The sequence below is a fragment of the Bradyrhizobium xenonodulans genome (genome assembly GCF_027594865.1).
Taxonomy (GTDB): domain Bacteria; phylum Pseudomonadota; class Alphaproteobacteria; order Rhizobiales; family Xanthobacteraceae; genus Bradyrhizobium; species Bradyrhizobium xenonodulans.
Genome location: NZ_CP089391.1, coordinates 3,655,830 through 3,671,286, shown reverse-complemented (window position 1 = coordinate 3,671,286; position 15,457 = coordinate 3,655,830). Strand labels below are relative to the sequence as shown.

General features: G+C 64.3%; 23 protein-coding genes. 8 read left to right on the top strand and 15 right to left on the bottom strand.

Annotated features, from left to right (window positions below; all coding sequences use genetic code 11):
- Positions 1 to 72: 72 nt before the first annotated feature.
- Positions 73 to 534, bottom strand: a complete 462-nt coding sequence (locus tag I3J27_RS17100; protein WP_270171547.1) for a GlcG/HbpS family heme-binding protein — start codon at positions 532 to 534, stop codon at positions 73 to 75.
- A gap of 126 nt (positions 535 to 660) precedes the next feature.
- Between I3J27_RS17100 and I3J27_RS17095 the strand changes: the two genes are divergently transcribed.
- A complete protein-coding gene (locus I3J27_RS17095; protein ID WP_270171545.1) occupies positions 661 to 1,524 on the top strand; it encodes a LysR family transcriptional regulator in 864 nt (287 codons plus the stop codon).
- 60 nt (positions 1,525 to 1,584) lie between these two features.
- Here I3J27_RS17095 and I3J27_RS17090 read toward each other — a convergent pair whose 3' ends face one another.
- From I3J27_RS17090 to I3J27_RS17055, 8 genes are all read right to left on the bottom strand, one after another.
- Positions 1,585 to 2,289, bottom strand: coding sequence for a hypothetical protein (locus I3J27_RS17090; RefSeq protein WP_270171543.1), 705 nt, complete (start codon positions 2,287 to 2,289; stop codon positions 1,585 to 1,587).
- Positions 2,290 to 2,579: 290 nt separating this feature from the next.
- Complete coding sequence (locus tag I3J27_RS17085) at positions 2,580 to 2,729, bottom strand: hypothetical protein (protein ID WP_007591825.1); 150 nt, start codon at positions 2,727 to 2,729, stop codon at positions 2,580 to 2,582.
- 57 nt (positions 2,730 to 2,786) lie between these two features.
- Complete coding sequence (locus tag I3J27_RS17080; RefSeq protein WP_270171537.1) at positions 2,787 to 3,254, bottom strand: hypothetical protein; 468 nt, start codon at positions 3,252 to 3,254, stop codon at positions 2,787 to 2,789.
- Between the two features lie 110 nt (positions 3,255 to 3,364).
- Complete coding sequence (locus tag I3J27_RS17075; protein WP_270171535.1) at positions 3,365 to 4,186, bottom strand: tetratricopeptide repeat protein; 822 nt, start codon at positions 4,184 to 4,186, stop codon at positions 3,365 to 3,367.
- A 32-nt stretch (positions 4,187 to 4,218) separates the two neighbouring features.
- The gene (locus I3J27_RS17070) at positions 4,219 to 4,899 is read right to left on the bottom strand and encodes a substrate-binding domain-containing protein (RefSeq protein WP_270171533.1); all 681 of its coding nucleotides are present in this window, start codon (positions 4,897 to 4,899) and stop codon (positions 4,219 to 4,221) included.
- A gap of 18 nt (positions 4,900 to 4,917) precedes the next feature.
- Positions 4,918 to 5,619, bottom strand: coding sequence for a GrlR family regulatory protein (locus I3J27_RS17065; RefSeq protein ID WP_270171531.1), 702 nt, complete (start codon positions 5,617 to 5,619; stop codon positions 4,918 to 4,920).
- Positions 5,620 to 5,815: 196 nt separating this feature from the next.
- Positions 5,816 to 6,850 (bottom strand): glutamine synthetase beta-grasp domain-containing protein, encoded by a 1,035-nt coding sequence (locus I3J27_RS17060; protein WP_008129886.1) that lies wholly within the window; start codon positions 6,848 to 6,850, stop codon positions 5,816 to 5,818.
- Between the two features lie 93 nt (positions 6,851 to 6,943).
- Positions 6,944 to 7,363 (bottom strand): hypothetical protein, encoded by a 420-nt coding sequence (locus tag I3J27_RS17055; protein ID WP_270171527.1) that lies wholly within the window; start codon positions 7,361 to 7,363, stop codon positions 6,944 to 6,946.
- Between the two features lie 27 nt (positions 7,364 to 7,390).
- Between I3J27_RS17055 and I3J27_RS17050 the strand changes: the two genes are divergently transcribed.
- Positions 7,391 to 7,594, top strand: coding sequence for a DUF2735 domain-containing protein (locus I3J27_RS17050; RefSeq protein WP_270171526.1), 204 nt, complete (start codon positions 7,391 to 7,393; stop codon positions 7,592 to 7,594).
- Between the two features lie 113 nt (positions 7,595 to 7,707).
- On the opposite strand, the gene I3J27_RS17045 is transcribed toward I3J27_RS17050, so the two are convergent.
- A complete protein-coding gene (locus I3J27_RS17045) occupies positions 7,708 to 8,019 on the bottom strand; it encodes an MliC family protein (RefSeq protein ID WP_270171524.1) in 312 nt (103 codons plus the stop codon).
- 70 nt (positions 8,020 to 8,089) lie between these two features.
- Here I3J27_RS17045 and I3J27_RS17040 point away from each other — a divergent pair, with 70 nt between their 5' ends.
- Positions 8,090 to 8,848, top strand: coding sequence for a tyrosine-protein phosphatase (locus tag I3J27_RS17040; RefSeq protein WP_270171522.1), 759 nt, complete (start codon positions 8,090 to 8,092; stop codon positions 8,846 to 8,848).
- On the opposite strand, the gene I3J27_RS17035 is transcribed toward I3J27_RS17040, so the two are convergent.
- A complete protein-coding gene (locus I3J27_RS17035) occupies positions 8,793 to 9,584 on the bottom strand; it encodes an SGNH/GDSL hydrolase family protein (protein WP_270171520.1) in 792 nt (263 codons plus the stop codon). The two genes, I3J27_RS17040 and I3J27_RS17035, sit on opposite strands and share 56 nt — an antisense overlap.
- Positions 9,585 to 9,703: 119 nt before the next feature.
- On the opposite strand from I3J27_RS17035, the gene I3J27_RS17030 reads away from it, so the two are divergent.
- On the top strand, positions 9,704 to 10,384 hold the full coding sequence (locus tag I3J27_RS17030) for an SDR family oxidoreductase (protein WP_270171518.1): 681 nt from the start codon (positions 9,704 to 9,706) through the stop codon (positions 10,382 to 10,384).
- Here the strand turns inward: I3J27_RS17030 and I3J27_RS17025 are convergent.
- Positions 10,381 to 10,728 carry a GrlR family regulatory protein gene (locus I3J27_RS17025; RefSeq protein ID WP_270171516.1) on the bottom strand — a complete coding sequence of 116 codons (348 nt, stop codon included), beginning with the start codon at positions 10,726 to 10,728 and terminating at the stop codon, positions 10,381 to 10,383. The genes I3J27_RS17030 and I3J27_RS17025 overlap by 4 nt on opposite strands.
- A gap of 143 nt (positions 10,729 to 10,871) precedes the next feature.
- Here I3J27_RS17025 and I3J27_RS17020 point away from each other — a divergent pair, with 143 nt between their 5' ends.
- From I3J27_RS17020 to I3J27_RS17010, 3 genes are all read left to right on the top strand, one after another.
- Positions 10,872 to 11,558, top strand: coding sequence for a DUF2161 domain-containing phosphodiesterase (locus tag I3J27_RS17020; RefSeq protein ID WP_270171514.1), 687 nt, complete (start codon positions 10,872 to 10,874; stop codon positions 11,556 to 11,558).
- Positions 11,559 to 11,610: 52 nt separating this feature from the next.
- Positions 11,611 to 11,910, top strand: coding sequence for a putative quinol monooxygenase (locus I3J27_RS17015; protein ID WP_270171512.1), 300 nt, complete (start codon positions 11,611 to 11,613; stop codon positions 11,908 to 11,910).
- 85 nt (positions 11,911 to 11,995) lie between these two features.
- Positions 11,996 to 12,301, top strand: coding sequence for a hypothetical protein (locus tag I3J27_RS17010; protein ID WP_015686575.1), 306 nt, complete (start codon positions 11,996 to 11,998; stop codon positions 12,299 to 12,301).
- Positions 12,302 to 12,379: 78 nt separating this feature from the next.
- Here the strand turns inward: I3J27_RS17010 and I3J27_RS17005 are convergent, their stop codons facing one another.
- Together I3J27_RS17005 and I3J27_RS17000 are read right to left on the bottom strand one after the other, a co-directional pair.
- Positions 12,380 to 12,991: a GNAT family N-acetyltransferase gene (locus I3J27_RS17005; RefSeq protein ID WP_270171507.1), complete on the bottom strand. Its 612-nt coding sequence runs from the start codon at positions 12,989 to 12,991 to the stop codon at positions 12,380 to 12,382.
- 152 nt (positions 12,992 to 13,143) lie between these two features.
- The gene (locus I3J27_RS17000) at positions 13,144 to 13,542 is read right to left on the bottom strand and encodes a PaaI family thioesterase (RefSeq protein ID WP_270171505.1); all 399 of its coding nucleotides are present in this window, start codon (positions 13,540 to 13,542) and stop codon (positions 13,144 to 13,146) included.
- A 119-nt stretch (positions 13,543 to 13,661) separates the two neighbouring features.
- On the opposite strand from I3J27_RS17000, the gene I3J27_RS16995 reads away from it, so the two are divergent.
- Positions 13,662 to 14,450, top strand: coding sequence for a cobalamin-binding protein (locus I3J27_RS16995; protein WP_270171503.1), 789 nt, complete (start codon positions 13,662 to 13,664; stop codon positions 14,448 to 14,450).
- 8 nt (positions 14,451 to 14,458) lie between these two features.
- On the opposite strand, the gene I3J27_RS16990 is transcribed toward I3J27_RS16995, so the two are convergent.
- Positions 14,459 to 15,454, bottom strand: coding sequence for an FAD:protein FMN transferase (locus I3J27_RS16990; protein ID WP_270171501.1), 996 nt, complete (start codon positions 15,452 to 15,454; stop codon positions 14,459 to 14,461).
- Positions 15,455 to 15,457 lie beyond the last annotated feature (3 nt).

The following is a 15,457-nucleotide window of genomic DNA, read 5'->3' as shown; positions in this document are numbered from 1 at the left end:
CGGCGGGGTACGGATTCCGCCGCTGCCGGGCGCGCGGAGCTGCCGTTCCGCGCCGCGGCCGGCATCGAGCCGTCACGCTCGGAAAGCCGCAAGACCTGATGCGGCGACTTGCACATCCTGGGTCGACTGCATGCCCGAGACGCCGATCGCTCCGATGACCCCGCCGTCACGGAGGATCGGAACTCCGCCCTCCAGAGGAGTGAGGTTGGTCATGCCCAGCAGTCGCCAGTGAAGGCCTCCCTCTGCCAGCGCGGATTCGAACGCGCCCGTCGGCCGCCTGAAATCGACGGCGGTCTTTGCCTTCTGCTGCGCGACGAGCACGCTGCCATGCTGCGCCTGATCGAGACGGTACAACAGCACGAGATGGCCACCGCTGTCGGTAATGGCGATCACCATGGGCCAGCCGTGACGTTCCGCTTCGGCGCGCGCAGCGTCAGCCACGCGCGTCGCTTCATCGAGTGTGATCGGGGTGCCGTAAAGAGGCGTCAGGGCCGTCAGAGGGGCTTTTGTTGCGCAGGAATCCGGTTTCATCATGGGACGCTCCAAATCATCGGGAGCCCATTCCCAACACATCGCACTTGTGATGATAATACCCTACGATATGGATATATTATCTCACATTTCGGGAGAGTAGCGCTGGCCTCGCTTGCAGATTATGCAGTGTTTCTGGCTGTCATTGACGAGGGCAGCCTGACGTCCGCGGCAACACGTCTTGCCAGATCGCTACAGTCCGTGAGCCGTTCGCTTGCGCGGCTCGAAGATGATCTTGGTGTGGAGCTTGTCTCGCGAACGACGCGCCGCCTGCATCCGACACAAGCGGGGCTCGAATTTGCCGGCCGCATCCGCCTTGCACTCACAACCATCGACGCTGCGCGTGAGGATCTGCTCGCCAGCGATCGGCGCCTTGCGGGCACAATCCGCGTCGGCGCATCGAGCCTGTTCGGCCCGGAATATGTGGCTCCCGTCCTCGGTCAATTCCTGACGCGGAATCCCGACATCGACCTCGAACTCGTTCTGTCCGATGAGCGTGTCGATCTCGTCGCCGGGAAGCTCGATTTTGCGGTTCGCATCGGCAACCTGCCGGATTCGAACTTGCGGATTCGCCGGCTCGGTGGACTGAGCTGGGCCGTGTTCGCTTCGCCGGCCTATCTCGCCGCCTATGGTCGTCCTGAGCATCCGCGAGATCTGTCCGGTCATGCGTGCGTGCTGCGAGCGAGTGATGACGACCGATGGGCCTTTGGCGACAAAAGGCGGCGCATCGAAGTCGATGGTCGTTTTCGGTCAGAAAGTGCCGCGGCACGTAACGCAGCCGTCGCATCCGGCTTCGGCATCGGGCTCGCCCCGCTCTGGCAGGTGCGCAGGCTGATCGATCAGGGGATCGTCGAGCAGATCCTTGTCGGCCACGAGCCCCCGCCCATCCCGCTCCAGATCGTCTGGCCCAAGCGGGGCGCCGACGCGATGCCTCGGCGGGTCCGCGCCGCGATCGAATTCCTCGTGGCGCGCCTTTCCGCCCAGCGGATATGATCTGCAGCCTCCCCGCGACGGCCGCATCAACATCTCAAACGTGATCAAGCGAAGTGAAGCTCAAGCCCTTCGCATCAGCCTGAGCGACGCCGCCAGCCGCAAGCTCCGCTTCCCCGCGAGCGCGATGCCTTCGAGCTCGCCGCTGTCTTCGGTGCAGGTGCCGGAGAAGCCGATGCCGACCTCATAGCCGCCGAACACGGGGTTCTCGCCCTTCGCCGGCGTGTGCTCCTGGTTCAGGATCTCGCCCTTCCAGCGGCCGTCCGAAGAGGAATAGGAGCCGAGATAGTAGAAGAACGCATCGCCGCCGAGGATGCGGCCGTCGATCAGCAGCATCACGCCGGAGAGTCCGGCATCGACGCCATCGAGCGCATGCAGGCTCATTCCGTAGAGGCCGTTGGCGATGCCGCCCTCTCCGATCATGCCGCGTGGCGGCAGCGCTCCATCATCGAGCCGCGTGAGAATGGCCCAGAAGTTGCCGCCCGGCATGGTGTCCGCGCTGCCCTGAAGACGGATCTGGTTGCCGTTCAGCCGGCCGCGTGCGCCGATCCTGGCGACGTCGGCGCCCATCAGCGGCTTGTAATGGGGATCCTCGTTGTGCCGTTCGGTGATGACTTCGGCGACGATCTCGCCGTCCTGCTCGGAATAGGTGCCAAGATGCGCGAAGGCCGAATTGCCGCCCAGCATCTTGCCGTCATGCAGGCACATGATGCTGCGCCCGAAGGCATCGTGGATGCCGTATTCAACCTTGTAGAGCCCGTCCAGCAACGCAAATGACCCGCAAAAATCGGAAAAGAATTGCGGCTACCTAGCACCCTCGCCGCACCAAGGCCACCCGGCTTTTCCGCGCAGGCGCTGCCCGTGGCCCACGCGCCGCAAGATGCCATCATGCCCCTGTTTTGCCCGACGGAGCAAGATTTTTCGCAAAATCCGTAGTTTGCGATTTCATCCCAAAGGTGATTTCAGCAGCCAAGTGATTTCAACGGCTTGGCTACTGTGCATGGGGTTGTTTTTCGACTTTTTTGTTTTGGCCGGTGCCGGACGGTCCTCCTCAGGCGTCAGTGACGCTTGAAGTACTGAACCTCGCGCTCGTGCTTCTCGGCCGCAGCTCTGCTCCTGAACGTGCCGAGGTTGCGGCGCTTACCCGTCTTGGGATTCACCTTGCGCGAATAGAGCCGGTATTCGCCGGATGCGAGCTTGCGGATCATGCTTGCGCCTCCTGTCGTGCTTCCGGATGCAACCCGCGCGGCGCGCGATCCGTTCCGTCAGGGCCTTGCGGCCGGCGCAAACTGCTGATTGGCGAAGGGCTGCTGATCGGACGGAACCTTCATCACGACGAAGCCGCGGCTCATCGAGCGGTGGCAGGCATTGCAGCCCTCGGTCAGCTCGCCCAGGACCTTTGCGAATTTGCGACCGTCCTTCGCATCGATCGCGTCCGACACCGACCGCAGCGACGGCTCCAGCGTCGTGACGTTGCCGACGGGAATGCCCGAATAGAGCAAGGCGGCCTCGACCAGGCTCGCCTTGAGCTGGCGCAGCTCGTAGGCCGCAAGCTCCCAGTTTTTCGCCTTACCGGCCAGCCAGAGCTTCTGGTGGCGCGCCTGCGCGGCGCTCATGATGTCGCCGAGACGCGGCACGTACTGGTCCGCGGATGGCGATTTGAGATCCTGTGCCGCCACGGCAGTCGCCACACCCAGGCCGGCCAGCGCCAGCATCCATCTCCGAAGCTTCATTGCAAGTCTCCATTCCCATAGAGACCGAGTTTAGGCCGACGTAGCCTCGACTGGCGTTGCGCTCGATCAAGGCCGGCTTCGAACCCTCGGACGCAGGCCTGCGCCGTCGATCAGAAGCACAGCGTGGTGACGAGCTTGCCGGCCTTGTCCTTGATCGCATAGGGACAGCGGATGCGCTCCAGCGCCTTCTTGGCGTCCTCGTCGCCGAGCGCGGCGGCGCGCTCGTAGTAGGCTTTCGCAGCGTCCTTGTCCTTCGGTCCGCCGCGGCCGTCCTGCGCGAACTCGCCCATGCGCTCGAGTGCGCCGGGATGGTTTTGCGCGGCCGCCTTCTCGAACAAAGCGCGTGCCGCGACATCGTCCTTCTCCCCGCCATTGCCGTTCGCAAGCATCAGGCCGAGCTGGTACTGCGCTTCCGCATTGGTCTCGGCGGCCCTGCCGAGCAGCGTACGTGCCTGCGCGGGATCGGCCGGCGCGCCACCGCCGGTGCCGCCCAGCGCGGCAAGATTGCTGATGCCGCGGGGATTGCCAGCCTGCGCCGCCTTCTCGAACAGCTTTCGCGCCTGCGCCTCGTCCTTCGCAATGCCGGCGCCGGTGCCATAGGCGACGCCGAGCTCGACCATCGCCGCACTCGATCCCTTGTCCGCCGCCTTGCGCCAGGCGGCGATCGCCTCGCCCGTCTGCCGGTTCGCCGCATAGGCGCGGCCGAGCGCGAACATCGCGCGCCGCGAGGAGCTTGCTGCCTGCTTGCAGAACTTGATCGCGGTCGCGACATCGGAGGCGGCGATCTCGCCGACGCCCCGCACGTCGGCCGGCTTGTCGGGATCGCTGGGATCGGCTGCGACCCGGTCGCACAGCACGAGATCGGCCGATTGCGCCTGCGCCGCCAAGGGCGCGGCCAGCGCAAAGAGGATGGCAAGGAGGTATATCCGCATGGCCACTAGGTTGCGTCCCCGTCCCGGCAAATTCAAGGCTCGAGTCCCGATTGCCGCAGCACGGATACGACTTCAGGCGATGCCAGATAGCGCAGCAGCCGCTCGGCAGCGTCGACATGTTTCGCGTTCGCCATACGGCCGGCAGAGAACACGGCCGGTGTCTGCAAATCGTGTGGAATGGGACCGACCACTTCGATGTCCTTGACCTGCTTCAGCTCGCTGATCTGCTGCACGGCAAGGTCCGCCTCGCCGGTCACGAGCCGCTCCGCCGTAAATCCCTGCTCGACGATCGTCGCCTTGGCATTGATCTCGGCCGCGATGCCCCATCGCTGAATCAACTGGGCGAAGTACACTCCGCTCGCGCCCAGCCGCGAATAGGCAACGGATCGCGCCGCGAGCAGCGTCTTGCACAGCGCGGCTTCATTGGCGATGTCGGGGTGCGCCTCCGCTGCCCGCACGGCAATGCCGACATAGGAGCGCGCCAGATCGGCCGCGCCGTCGGCGACCCGGCCCTCGGCGATCATCTCGTCGAGCCCTTCGCGTGTGAGGATCACGAGATCGGCAGGCTCGCCGCCGCGCAGCCGCTTCAACAATGCCAGCGTCGGCGCGAAATCGGCATCGACATGGATGCCTGTCGCAGTCTCGAAGGCGGAGGACAGGTTGCGCATCGCGCCCATCAGGCCGAGCGTCGAGAGCATGCGAACCTTGTCCATGGGCTATTCCTGTCGCGATCAGGCGCGGTGCATCAGCTTGAGCGCGGCAGTGAGGCGCAAGGAGCGCTTGCCGGCCAGCGCCGTGGCCTCCAGCACCGCCTCCTCGCCGTCATAGGTGCCGGAGAAGCCGATGCCGACCTCGTGGCCGCCGAAGATCGGATCGTCCTTGGCCGGCGTGTGCTCCTGGTTGAGGATCTGGCCCTTCCAGCGTCCGTTCGCGGCCGTGTAGCTGCCGAGATAGTAGAACGAGGCGTCACCGCCGAGGATGCGGCCCTGGTTGAGCAGCATCACGCCGGTGAGGCCGCCGTCGACGCCATCGAGCATGCGTAGATGGATCGAGTAGAGGCCGTCCGCGATCCCGGCCTCGCCGACGCCGCCGGCGATCGGCACTTCGTCTTCGGTGATCGGCGTCATCAATGACTGGAAAGGCACGCCGGGCAGCTCCTTGAGCTCGCCCTTGAAATGATAGAGATCGCCCTCGGCCCAGCCCTTCGCGATCAGCGTCGCATCGTCGGTGCCCGCCATGGCGCGGTAGTTCGGGTCGGGGTTGTGGCGCACCGTCTTGATGACGATGTCGACGCCGCCCTCGGTCCTCTCATAGGTGCCGATATGGGCGAAGGCCGAATTGCCGCCGAGCATCTTGCCATTGCCGGCATGCATCACGCTTCGGCCGACGGCGCCGCCGAGCTGAAATCTCGTCTTGTAGAAGCCTTCAAACACCAGCCGTCCCCGGCCCTGCGCGCATCCAAGAGTACTGTATCCCGCTTTCGATGACGACGGACAAGTTTCGCACGGGCCGAGGTCGGCAGGCCACAGGAACGACCGTCGTCAGAACGCAAAAATCCGCCGGAGCCTTGCAGCTCCGGCGGATTGAAGTCCAACCCGGGCCAGCCCCCCAGCCCGGGCCGGGAGGATCTTAGGCCGCGGCCTTCTTGTCGGCCGGGACGGACGCGATCGTCTTCAGGATCTGCGAAGCGATCTGGTATGGGTCGCCCTGCGAGTTCGGACGGCGGTCTTCCAGATAGCCCTTGTAGCCGTTGTTGACGAAGGAGTGCGGAACGCGGATCGAAGCACCGCGATCGGCAACGCCGTAGCTGAACTTGTTCCACGGCGCGGTCTCGTGCTTGCCGGTCAGACGCTTATCGTTGTCCGGGCCGTAGACGGCGATGTGGTCCATCAGGTTCTTGTCGAAGGCGGCCATCAGCGCCTCGAAATACTCCTTGCCGCCGACCGTACGCATGTACTCGGTGGAGAAGTTGGCGTGCATGCCCGAGCCGTTCCAGTCGGTGTCGCCGAGCGGCTTGCAGTGGAACTCGATGTCGATGCCGTACTTCTCGGTCAGGCGCAGCATCAAATAGCGGGCCATCCACATTTCGTCAGCGGCCTTCTTGGAGCCCTTGCCGAAGATCTGGAATTCCCACTGGCCCTTCGCGACTTCCGCGTTGATACCTTCATGATTGATGCCGGCCGCGAGGCAGAGGTCGAGATGCTCTTCGACGATCTTGCGGGCGACGTCGCCGACGTTCGAGAAGCCGACGCCGGTGTAGTACGGACCCTGCGGCGCCGGATAACCCGAAGCCGGGAAGCCGAGCGGACGGCCGTCCTTGTAGAAGAAGTATTCCTGCTCGAAGCCGAACCAGGCGCCGGCGTCGTCGAGGATGGTGGCGCGCTTGTTGGAGGCGTGCGGGGTCTTGCCGTCGGGCATCATGACTTCGCACATCACGAGCACGCCGTTGGTGCGGGCGCCGTCCGGGAACACAGCGACCGGCTTCAGCACGCAATCGGAGCTGTGGCCTTCGGCCTGCTGGGTGGAGGAGCCATCGAAGCCCCAGAGCGGAAGCTGCTCGAGCGTCGGGAACGACGCGAATTCCTTGATCTGGGTTTTGCCGCGCAAGTTCGGAGTCGGCGTATATCCGTCGAGCCAGATGTACTCGAGCTTATACTTGGTCATTGAGCCTCTCTGTAGATGATGCGAAAGGTTGGGGGCCTGGAGGCCCCCGCACATTTTGTACCCGGCCATCATCGGCCGGCCCTTTACAAGCATTTAACGTGCCAAAAGGCCGCAGCGCGGGAGGTTGTCCGTCGCGGCCGGGACCTGTCCGGTGGCGGGCAAACGCCCGCGGCCGCGTGCGTCATAGCCGCGCACCATCGCGTGAAGCTGCACCGCAAAAAGCCTGCGAAAAACGCCTGATTCTGGAGCAGCCAGATCGGTGCCGGAGTTGCCGATGAAACGCGCATCAACGTCCGGCAATTTTCGCAAAGCGCCCGCCACCTGCCCAGCAACCTTTGGAATGGCCCAGGCGTTGGTCACCGACCCGCTGCCTTGGGGGATGCAGACCGTCACTTGCCTACAAATTGGGCGGCAACTGATTTCCTTTTCAGCACTTTCCAATCCGGGATGCGCGGCCGATATGGGGATTCCAGTAACCACAATCGAACGAGTCGGGCGCACCATGGAGGCCAAGGCGCTTCGACCCAGGAGCAAATCGCAATGATGAACAATGGTCTGAGTCACGGATCTGCACAGATCTACCAATTCCCCGCCGGGGGCCGCGCGGCTCTCGCCGGACGCCGCTATGGCGAGACCCGCCTTCCCGCCGATCAAACGTCGCTTCCCGCGAATGTCTCGATCTGCAGCGACAGCTGGTACCACCAGGACGCGGTCGACGAAGCCAAGCCGAAATGGGATCGGTGATGCCTGTGGCTGGTTTGATAAAGCCGCGCTCTCTCGAGCGGTCGGCGCAACTTGAAAAAGGGTCGAAACAACGAGGTTTCGGCCCTTTTTGATTCTTGCGGCAACGCCGCCGTTCAGACCACCGCGCAGGCCGTCGCCGGCCGCTTCAGATGCTTGACCGTGGTGGCCCCGCTCTTGCCGATGACAAGCGTGATCCCCGCCCCCGAATAGCGGATCCCGGAGACCGCCAGCCGCTTGGCGAGGGTAACGGGCTCGCCGTCGATCTGGAGGAAGGCGCGCTTGTCGTCGTCATAAAACCCCACGATGAACTGCGTACCATCGGCGCAGCGATAGGTCCGGAACGTCTGCGCCTCGGCGAGCCCTGCACTGACAATTCCGCCCGCCAGCATGGTGATCGCCAAAAGAATGGCCTTGTGCCTGCCCATGATCGCCCCCTGTATAGACCCCAAGGACGCCCGCCGTGCGTCCGATGGAAACATAACCCAAGCTGATCTCATGCCAGACTCCTCGCTAAAAGACTCCCCTGCCCGCCACCTCGCCCTGCAAGGCGCCAGTAATTTCCGCGACCTCGGCGGCTACCCGACTTCGGATGGCCGCACCACGCGCTGGCGGCACATCTTCCGCTCCAACCATCTCGGCCACCTCACCGCGGCCGATGTCGAGATCGTCCGAGCGCTGGGCGTCAAATGCGCCTTCGACTTCCGCGGCGTCGAAGAGCGCGCCGCAGGGGTCTGCGTGGTGAACGAGATCGCCGTGTATTCGCTGCCGATCGAGCCGACGGTCGTCGCCGCGCTGCGCACCGAGCTCGCCAGGGGCGCGCTGACTGCGCCGGTCGCGCTCGAGCTCATGCGCGAATCCTACCGCAACTATGTCCGCCACAACACACAGAGCTTTCGCACGCTGTTCGGTCATCTCCTCGAAGACCGCGCGCCGCTCGTCATTCACTGCACCGCCGGCAAGGACCGCACCGGTTTTGCCAGCGCCCTGATCCTGCATGCGCTCGGCGTCGCGGACGACATCATCGCCGAGGACTATCTGCTGACCAATCAGCACTACAAGCGCGATGCGGCGGCGGCCACCGACCTGCCCGAGGACGTACGCAATGCCATCGGCAGCGTCGAGGCCTCTTACCTTGCGGCTGCGTTCGAAGCCGTCGGCAAGGACTACGGCGATCTCGAAACCTATCTGCGCGACGGGCTCAAGATTGGCCCACCGGAGCGGGAGGCGCTGCGGGCGCGTTATCTGCAGTCGTAATCAAGCACCCGCATTTCTGCGTGGCTCCGGTGGCCTTGAGGAGCGCCGATCGAAGGGCGCGGGCGACGTGCATTGTGTTCCAGTCGCTCTGGTGCAGCAGCAGCCCATCGTCCGGAGCAACGAGCTGTTCGAACGACGCCTTGTTGTAGACGTGCCAATGCCGCATCAGCGCCCAGCGCTGGAACAGGTTGACCTCGGCGTCTTGCGCAGCGGCTCGGATCGCTGAAACCATCTTTTCGGCCAGCTCGGCGTTGTCGTCGTACTGCATGGCCGTCGTGTATTGCGGATCGATCAGCACGACATCGATGGTCGGATGGTCGCGCAGGAGTTTCAATCCCTCTGCGATTTTGCGAACCACCTCATTGAAGTTGAACTCCTTCTGGCGGAAGACGGCGTTGGTTCCGACCTGCCAGAGCACCAGCGATGGATTGTCAGCAAAGATGTCGTCGTTGAACCGAGGCACTTCCAGGTTCGCTTCTTCGCCGCCCTTGCCCCGGTTGAACACGTCGATCCGGATGTTTGGACGCTGATCGTGTTCCTTGAAGTGTTTTCTCAAATACAGTTCGAGCCGTGCGGGATAGGCAACGACATTGTCGAGTCCGGCCGTCGAAGACGACCCCATCGCCACGATGCGTACGGGCCCCGTTCCGGCCAGCGCGGCTCGAAAATTGTCCAGCGGATGTTTGAGGTCAACGATCGAGGCGGGAAATTCGAGGGTTGGAAAATTGTCAGGCATGAAACAACCTCCTCTACGATCTAAAGTTGCATCTATAGCCCAATTGCAGGGCCGCCGCCATTGCAAGTCCAGTTCACGGAGAGCAATAGTCGACGTGAACTGAACCGACGGAGAGCGTCGTGCAAGGAAAAGTCATCGTCATCACCGGTGCGCTCGGAGCGCTCGGCAAGGTGGTCGCCGAGATTGCGCAGTCACGCGGCGCGCGCATTGCCGGCGTCGATCATGCGCCCTCGCAAGTCTCTGCAACGGCTGAAAGCATCGAGATCGGCGGCGTCGACCTGTCCGATGCGGCGCAGGCGAAGGCGGCGGTCGAAGCTGCTGCAAAACATTTCGGCCGGCTCGACGCGCTGATCAACATTGCCGGCGGCTTTGCCTTCGAGACCGTCGGCGACGGCGACGTCAAGACCTGGCAGCGTATGCACGCGCTCAATGTACTGACCGCGCTCAACACATCGCGCGCGGCGCTGCCGCATCTGGCCTCCTCCAACGCCGGCCGCATCGTCAACATCGGCGCCATGGGCGCGCTTCAGGCCGGCTCCGGCATGGGCCCCTATGCCGCGTCGAAGGCCGGCGTGCATCGCCTCACCGAGGCACTTGCCAGCGAGTGGAAAGGCAAGGTCACGGTGAACGCGGTGCTGCCCTCGATCATCGACACCCAGGCCAACCGTGCCGACATGCCGACAGCCGATTTTTCCAAATGGGTGACGCCGCACGAGCTCGCGGAGGTGATCCTGTTCCTCGTGAGCGATGCCGCGAGCGGTATCACCGGCGCGCTGATCCCGGTCGGCGGGCGGGTTTAGTCCGGCACCAATAGCCGCAAGTTGCCCTTGAAACGGATGCTCTGCTTTCCGGCGAGCGCAATGCCTTCGCCGTACGCCGTCTCGTCATTATAGGTGCCGCTGAAGCCGATGGTCACGATCTTGCGGCCCCACACCGGGCGCTCGTCGAACGAGGGTGAGTGTTCCTCGTTGGTCAGCTCGCCCTTCCACTTGCCGTTGGCTGAGGTGTAGCTGCCGTAGGCGAAGAAAAATGAATCGCCGCCCCGCATGGCGCCGTCGCGCAGCACCATGACGCCCTGGTTGCCGCCCTGGACGGCATCCAGCATCTCGATCCGGATGTGATAGAGCCCGTTCCTGATTGTCATGGCTGCAAGCCGCCCGGCTGTCCCGTCCGCAGAATAGCCGCACCATGGGTTCCCGATCAAATGGCGCAGAGCTCCGAGTCCGATCCGGGCTACACTGCCAGCAACTGATTCTCGGATCCGAACGCAAGACTCGGAAGCTTTCCTTGGAAACCACGCTCTACCTGCCCGTCAAACGTTTCCTCGAAGAGCTCGGCTTCACCGTCAAGGGTGAGATCGGCGGCTGCGATCTCGTCGGCCTCAGCGCCGGCGATCCGCCGGTCGTGGTGATCGGCGAGCTCAAGCTCGCGTTCAATCTCGAGCTGATCCTCCAGGCGGTCGACCGTGCGCCGGCCGGCGACGAGGTCTGGATTGCCGCAAGGATGTCAGCGCGCGGCAAGGGACGCGAGAGCGATGCGCGCTATCGCAATCTCTGCCGCCGCCTCGGCTTCGGCATGCTGGGGGTGACCGACCGCGGCCAGGTCGAAGTGCTGGTGAAGCCGCCGACGGCCGCGCCGCGCCGCGAGCCGAAGGTCCGCTCGCGCCTCGTCGCCGAGCATCAGCGCCGCCAGGGCGATCCGGTGCTGGGCGGCAGCACGCGCGCACCGATCATGACCGCCTATCGCCAGCAGGCGCTGGCGTGCGCGTCGGAACTGGCCGATGGGCCGCGAAAGGTGCGTGAGTTGCGCCAACGTTGTCCCGATGTCGGCAAGATTATGCTTAACAACGTGTATGGCTGGTTCGAACGCACTGAGCGGGGAATCTACGGGCTGACCGAGGCCGGACGCGCGGCGCTGAAACGCTGGCCGCAGGCTCCGGTCAACGGCACCAGCCGCGAGGCATCACCGCCCTAACGGCACCAGCCGCGAGGCATCACCGCCCTAACGGCACATCGGGAGACGTCGCATGATCGTTGTAACTGGCAGCGTGACGGTCCGACCCGAGACGTTCGAGGAGGCGCGCCGCCTGAGCCTCGAGCATGTTCACCGGTCGCGGCAGGAGCCCGGCTGCATCTCGCATGCCGTGCATGTCGACTGCGAGAACCCGCTCAGGCTGGTGTTCTTCGAGCAATGGGCCGACCGCGCCGCCCTCGCCACCCACTTTGCGGTACCTGCGTCCGGCGAGTTCGCCCGCACCTTGCGCTCACTTGCCACAGGGCCGGCCACGCTTGAACTTTACGACGCAAGCAGGCTCGAGAAGCTGTGAGTGCATAGCTGAGATGCCACACCAAATTCATATTGCAATGCAACATCGACGGCACTAGGTATCCCGGCATCGAAACGAGGCCGTTATGAGCGCAGACTGGAATACCAAATATGGCACGCGGCGCGTGCGCCACGATCCGCCGACCCTGGACGAGGCGATCTTCGCCGCCGTCGGGATCACCGACGATCAGGAGCAGCAGGCCGAGATCGCCGCAGCGCTGATGGGGATGCCGCTCGATGTCGTGCAGGCCGAGGTGAAGAAGCAGGCCCGCACCAACAGCCGCATCACCGCCACGCGCGTGATTGCCGGCGAACAGGGTGCGCAGCGCTCGGTGGTGGTCGAACGCCGCGTCGTCCGTCGTTTCGGCAACGACAAGCGCACCGGCACCTGAGCGCTTAAATCTCTTAGCCCAAAACGAAAGCGGACCGGTTTTGCCGGTCCGCTTTTTGATTCCTGTCCGCGTTTATGGTCAGGCAGCGCGATTGCCGTACATGGCGGAGATGATCTTCCAGCAGGTCGAGTTGAGGCTGAGGAGCGCGCGGCCAGCGGTGAACGGCGAGGCAGCGAGATCAGCGAGCTCGGCCTCCGGCGTCTTGGCGAGATCAATCGTGCCGGTCGATTCGCCATGACGGAATTGCAGATGCGCGCCGAACTTCCTGGCGAGCGCCCGCATGGCGTGATTCTCCGCGCCGGTCGTGATGCGCAGGCGCTTGAAACCCTTCCAACGCGCTTCCGCGATCAGGCGGCTGAACAGCACGGTGCCGACATTCTGGCGGCGTGCCGAAGCTTCCACGCTGAAGGCAACCTCGGGCAGCGAATCACCCTCCGGCGGATGCAGCTCGGCCGCACCACGGACCACGCCGTCGACGATGTAGGCGACGACCACGGTTCCGTCCTCGGCGCAACGGGCGGCGTAACGCTCGATAAAGCTGTCGTCGAGAAAGCCGTTGAAACGGTCGTGCCGGCTTGCGGCATCGAGCCTCAGCAGATGATCGCGCAGAAGCGGCAATTCTTCCTGCTGGCTCAGGGTCCGCACATAGCCCGGCATGGTCGGCGTGCGGACGGTGTCTTCAAGTACCACGTCAAAACTCCTCTTGGTGTCCCTCGAGGAGGCGTTCGAATCCCTAGGCTTCCTATATTGTGCATCGCAACAAGTTTTTCAAGGCGGAAACCTGCCCAAGTTTCGGGCATCGGGAGCGACTAATTCGTTAACAAAATCAAGGTCCCGTAGTCTTACAGGATCAACTGTGTCTGGGTCACCAAGGCGACGAGCCTGCCGTCCTCGGTTTCCAACCGGGTGGTCCAGACCTGGGTCCGCCGCCCCCGGTGGACCGGGGTAGCCGTGGCGATGACAGTGGTTCCCTCCTTCGCGCCGCCGATGAAGTTGGTCTTGCTCTCAAGCGTCGTGGTGCCCTTGGCGTCCTCTGGCAGATTGATCACGGTCGCGGCCGCGCCAACGGAATCCGCGAGCGCCATCACCGCGCCGCCATGAATGGTGTGATGGAGCGTGCAGAGATCGGGGCGGACCATCATCCGCGCCACCACACGGTCCTTGTCGGCCTCGACGAATTCGACGCCCTTGAGCTCGGCGAACGGCATCTTCATCGCTTTAAGTTTCTCGAGCGGCGTCATCAGATCTCCTCCCAATGCATTGTTGTCTCAGCGTGAATGGCTTCGCGCGGCAAAGCAATGACGTCTGAGGTAATGGCCGTGCTGACATCGGCGCCCACATTTGCGCATATGCTCCCCCCATGCGTCACTTCCCGCCCCGCCGCATCGTCTGCCTGACCGAAGAGACGGTCGAAACGCTGTATCTGCTCGGCGAGCAGGACCGCATCGTCGGCGTCTCCGGCTATGCCGTCCGCCCGCCCCAGGTGCGGCGCGAGAAGCCGCGGGTCTCGGCGTTCGTCTCCGCTGACATCCCGAAGATCCTGGCGCTGGAACCAGATCTGGTGCTGGCCTTCTCCGATCTCCAGGCCGGCATCGTCGCCGACCTCGTCCGCGCCGGCGTCGACGTCCATGTTTTCAACCAGCGCGACGTCGCCGGGATTTTGGCGATGATCCGCACGCTGGGCGCGCTGGTCGGCGCGACCGGACGCGCGGAGGATCTCGCGCAAGGTTTCGAGCGGCGCCTTGCCGCGATCGCTGCGACGGCCCGCCCCTCGCCGCCTCCAAGAGTCTATTTCGAGGAGTGGGACGATCCGTTGATCTCGGGCATCGGTTGGGTCTCCGAGCTGATCGGGATCGCCGGCGGTGCGGACGTGTTTCCGGAGCTGCGCCATCGGCAGGCGGCGAAGGATCGGATCGTATCGCCCGAGGCGGTGCGCGAGGCATTGCCCGACGTGATCCTCGCATCCTGGTGCGGGAAGAAAGTCGTGCCTGCCCGCATCGGCGCGCGTGATGGCTGGAACGAGCTTCCAGCCGTGCGCAACAATCGCATCGTCGAGATCAAGTCGCCGATCATCTTGCAGCCGGGACCGGCGGCGCTGACAGATGGGCTTGATGCGATCGTGACAGCGCTGTGGGGTGAGCCCGAGTGAACTCGGCGTCACGCGATGAGATCGACGCTCGTTCCCGCGGCTTCGATCAGATGAACACGTTCGATGCCGGCGACCGACATCAACGCCTGAATCCGCTTTTGGTCCATCAGGCTGAAAGCCGTGGACAGCGCATCCGCGGCCGTCGCGGTTGCGGCGACGGCGGTGACGCTTCGATACAGGTGTCCGCAGGCACCACTCGCGGGATCGAACAGATGGTTGAATCGCCCCTGCGGACCGAACTGGAAGCCGTAGCCGCCGGACGTCGAGAGCGCACGGTCGACGACGGGCAATACGCACTGCATCCGTCCGGGCAACTCTGGATCGGTGATGCCGACCTCCCAGGCGCGGCCGTCCGGATGCGATCCGATCGCCCGGGTCTCGCCCATGTCGACGAGGCTGTGGGCGATGCCGTGAGCTCGCAGCAGGTCGACGACCTTGTCGGTCACGTAGCCTTGCGCGATTCCGTTCAGGGTCACGGCCATGCCGCGCGGCATCGCGATCCGATCGCGGCGCACCGCCAGCCGACCAGATCCGACACGCGCGAGCGCGGCCTGGATCACCGTTTGTGGCGGGCCCGCAGGGTCCGCATCCTCTCGAGAGAAATGGCCGGCGTAGAGCTCCCATAACGGCTGCACCGTCACATCGAACAACCCACCGGTCAGTTCGGCGTAATGCTGCGAAATGGACAGCAGTTCGACCATGTCGGCGGCTGGATCGACCAGCACGCCGGTCCGATTCAATTCGACCAAGGCGGAATCGTCCCGGTACAGGCTGAACAGCCGCTCCAGCCGGCGTGCCTCGGCGCAAGCCACCGAGATCAAGCGCTCCGCCTCGCTGCGATCGTCGTGGTGGATCTGCATCGTCGCGACCGCGCCCAGCATCGTGCCGCGCCAGACGACCACGTCCCGATTCGAAGCTGCCGCGCGTCCCAACGGCGCAAGCGCAAGCCCGGCCGCAGCACCGCTGATCCGGATGAAACGTCGTCGCGACATCGCGCCTGTCATCAC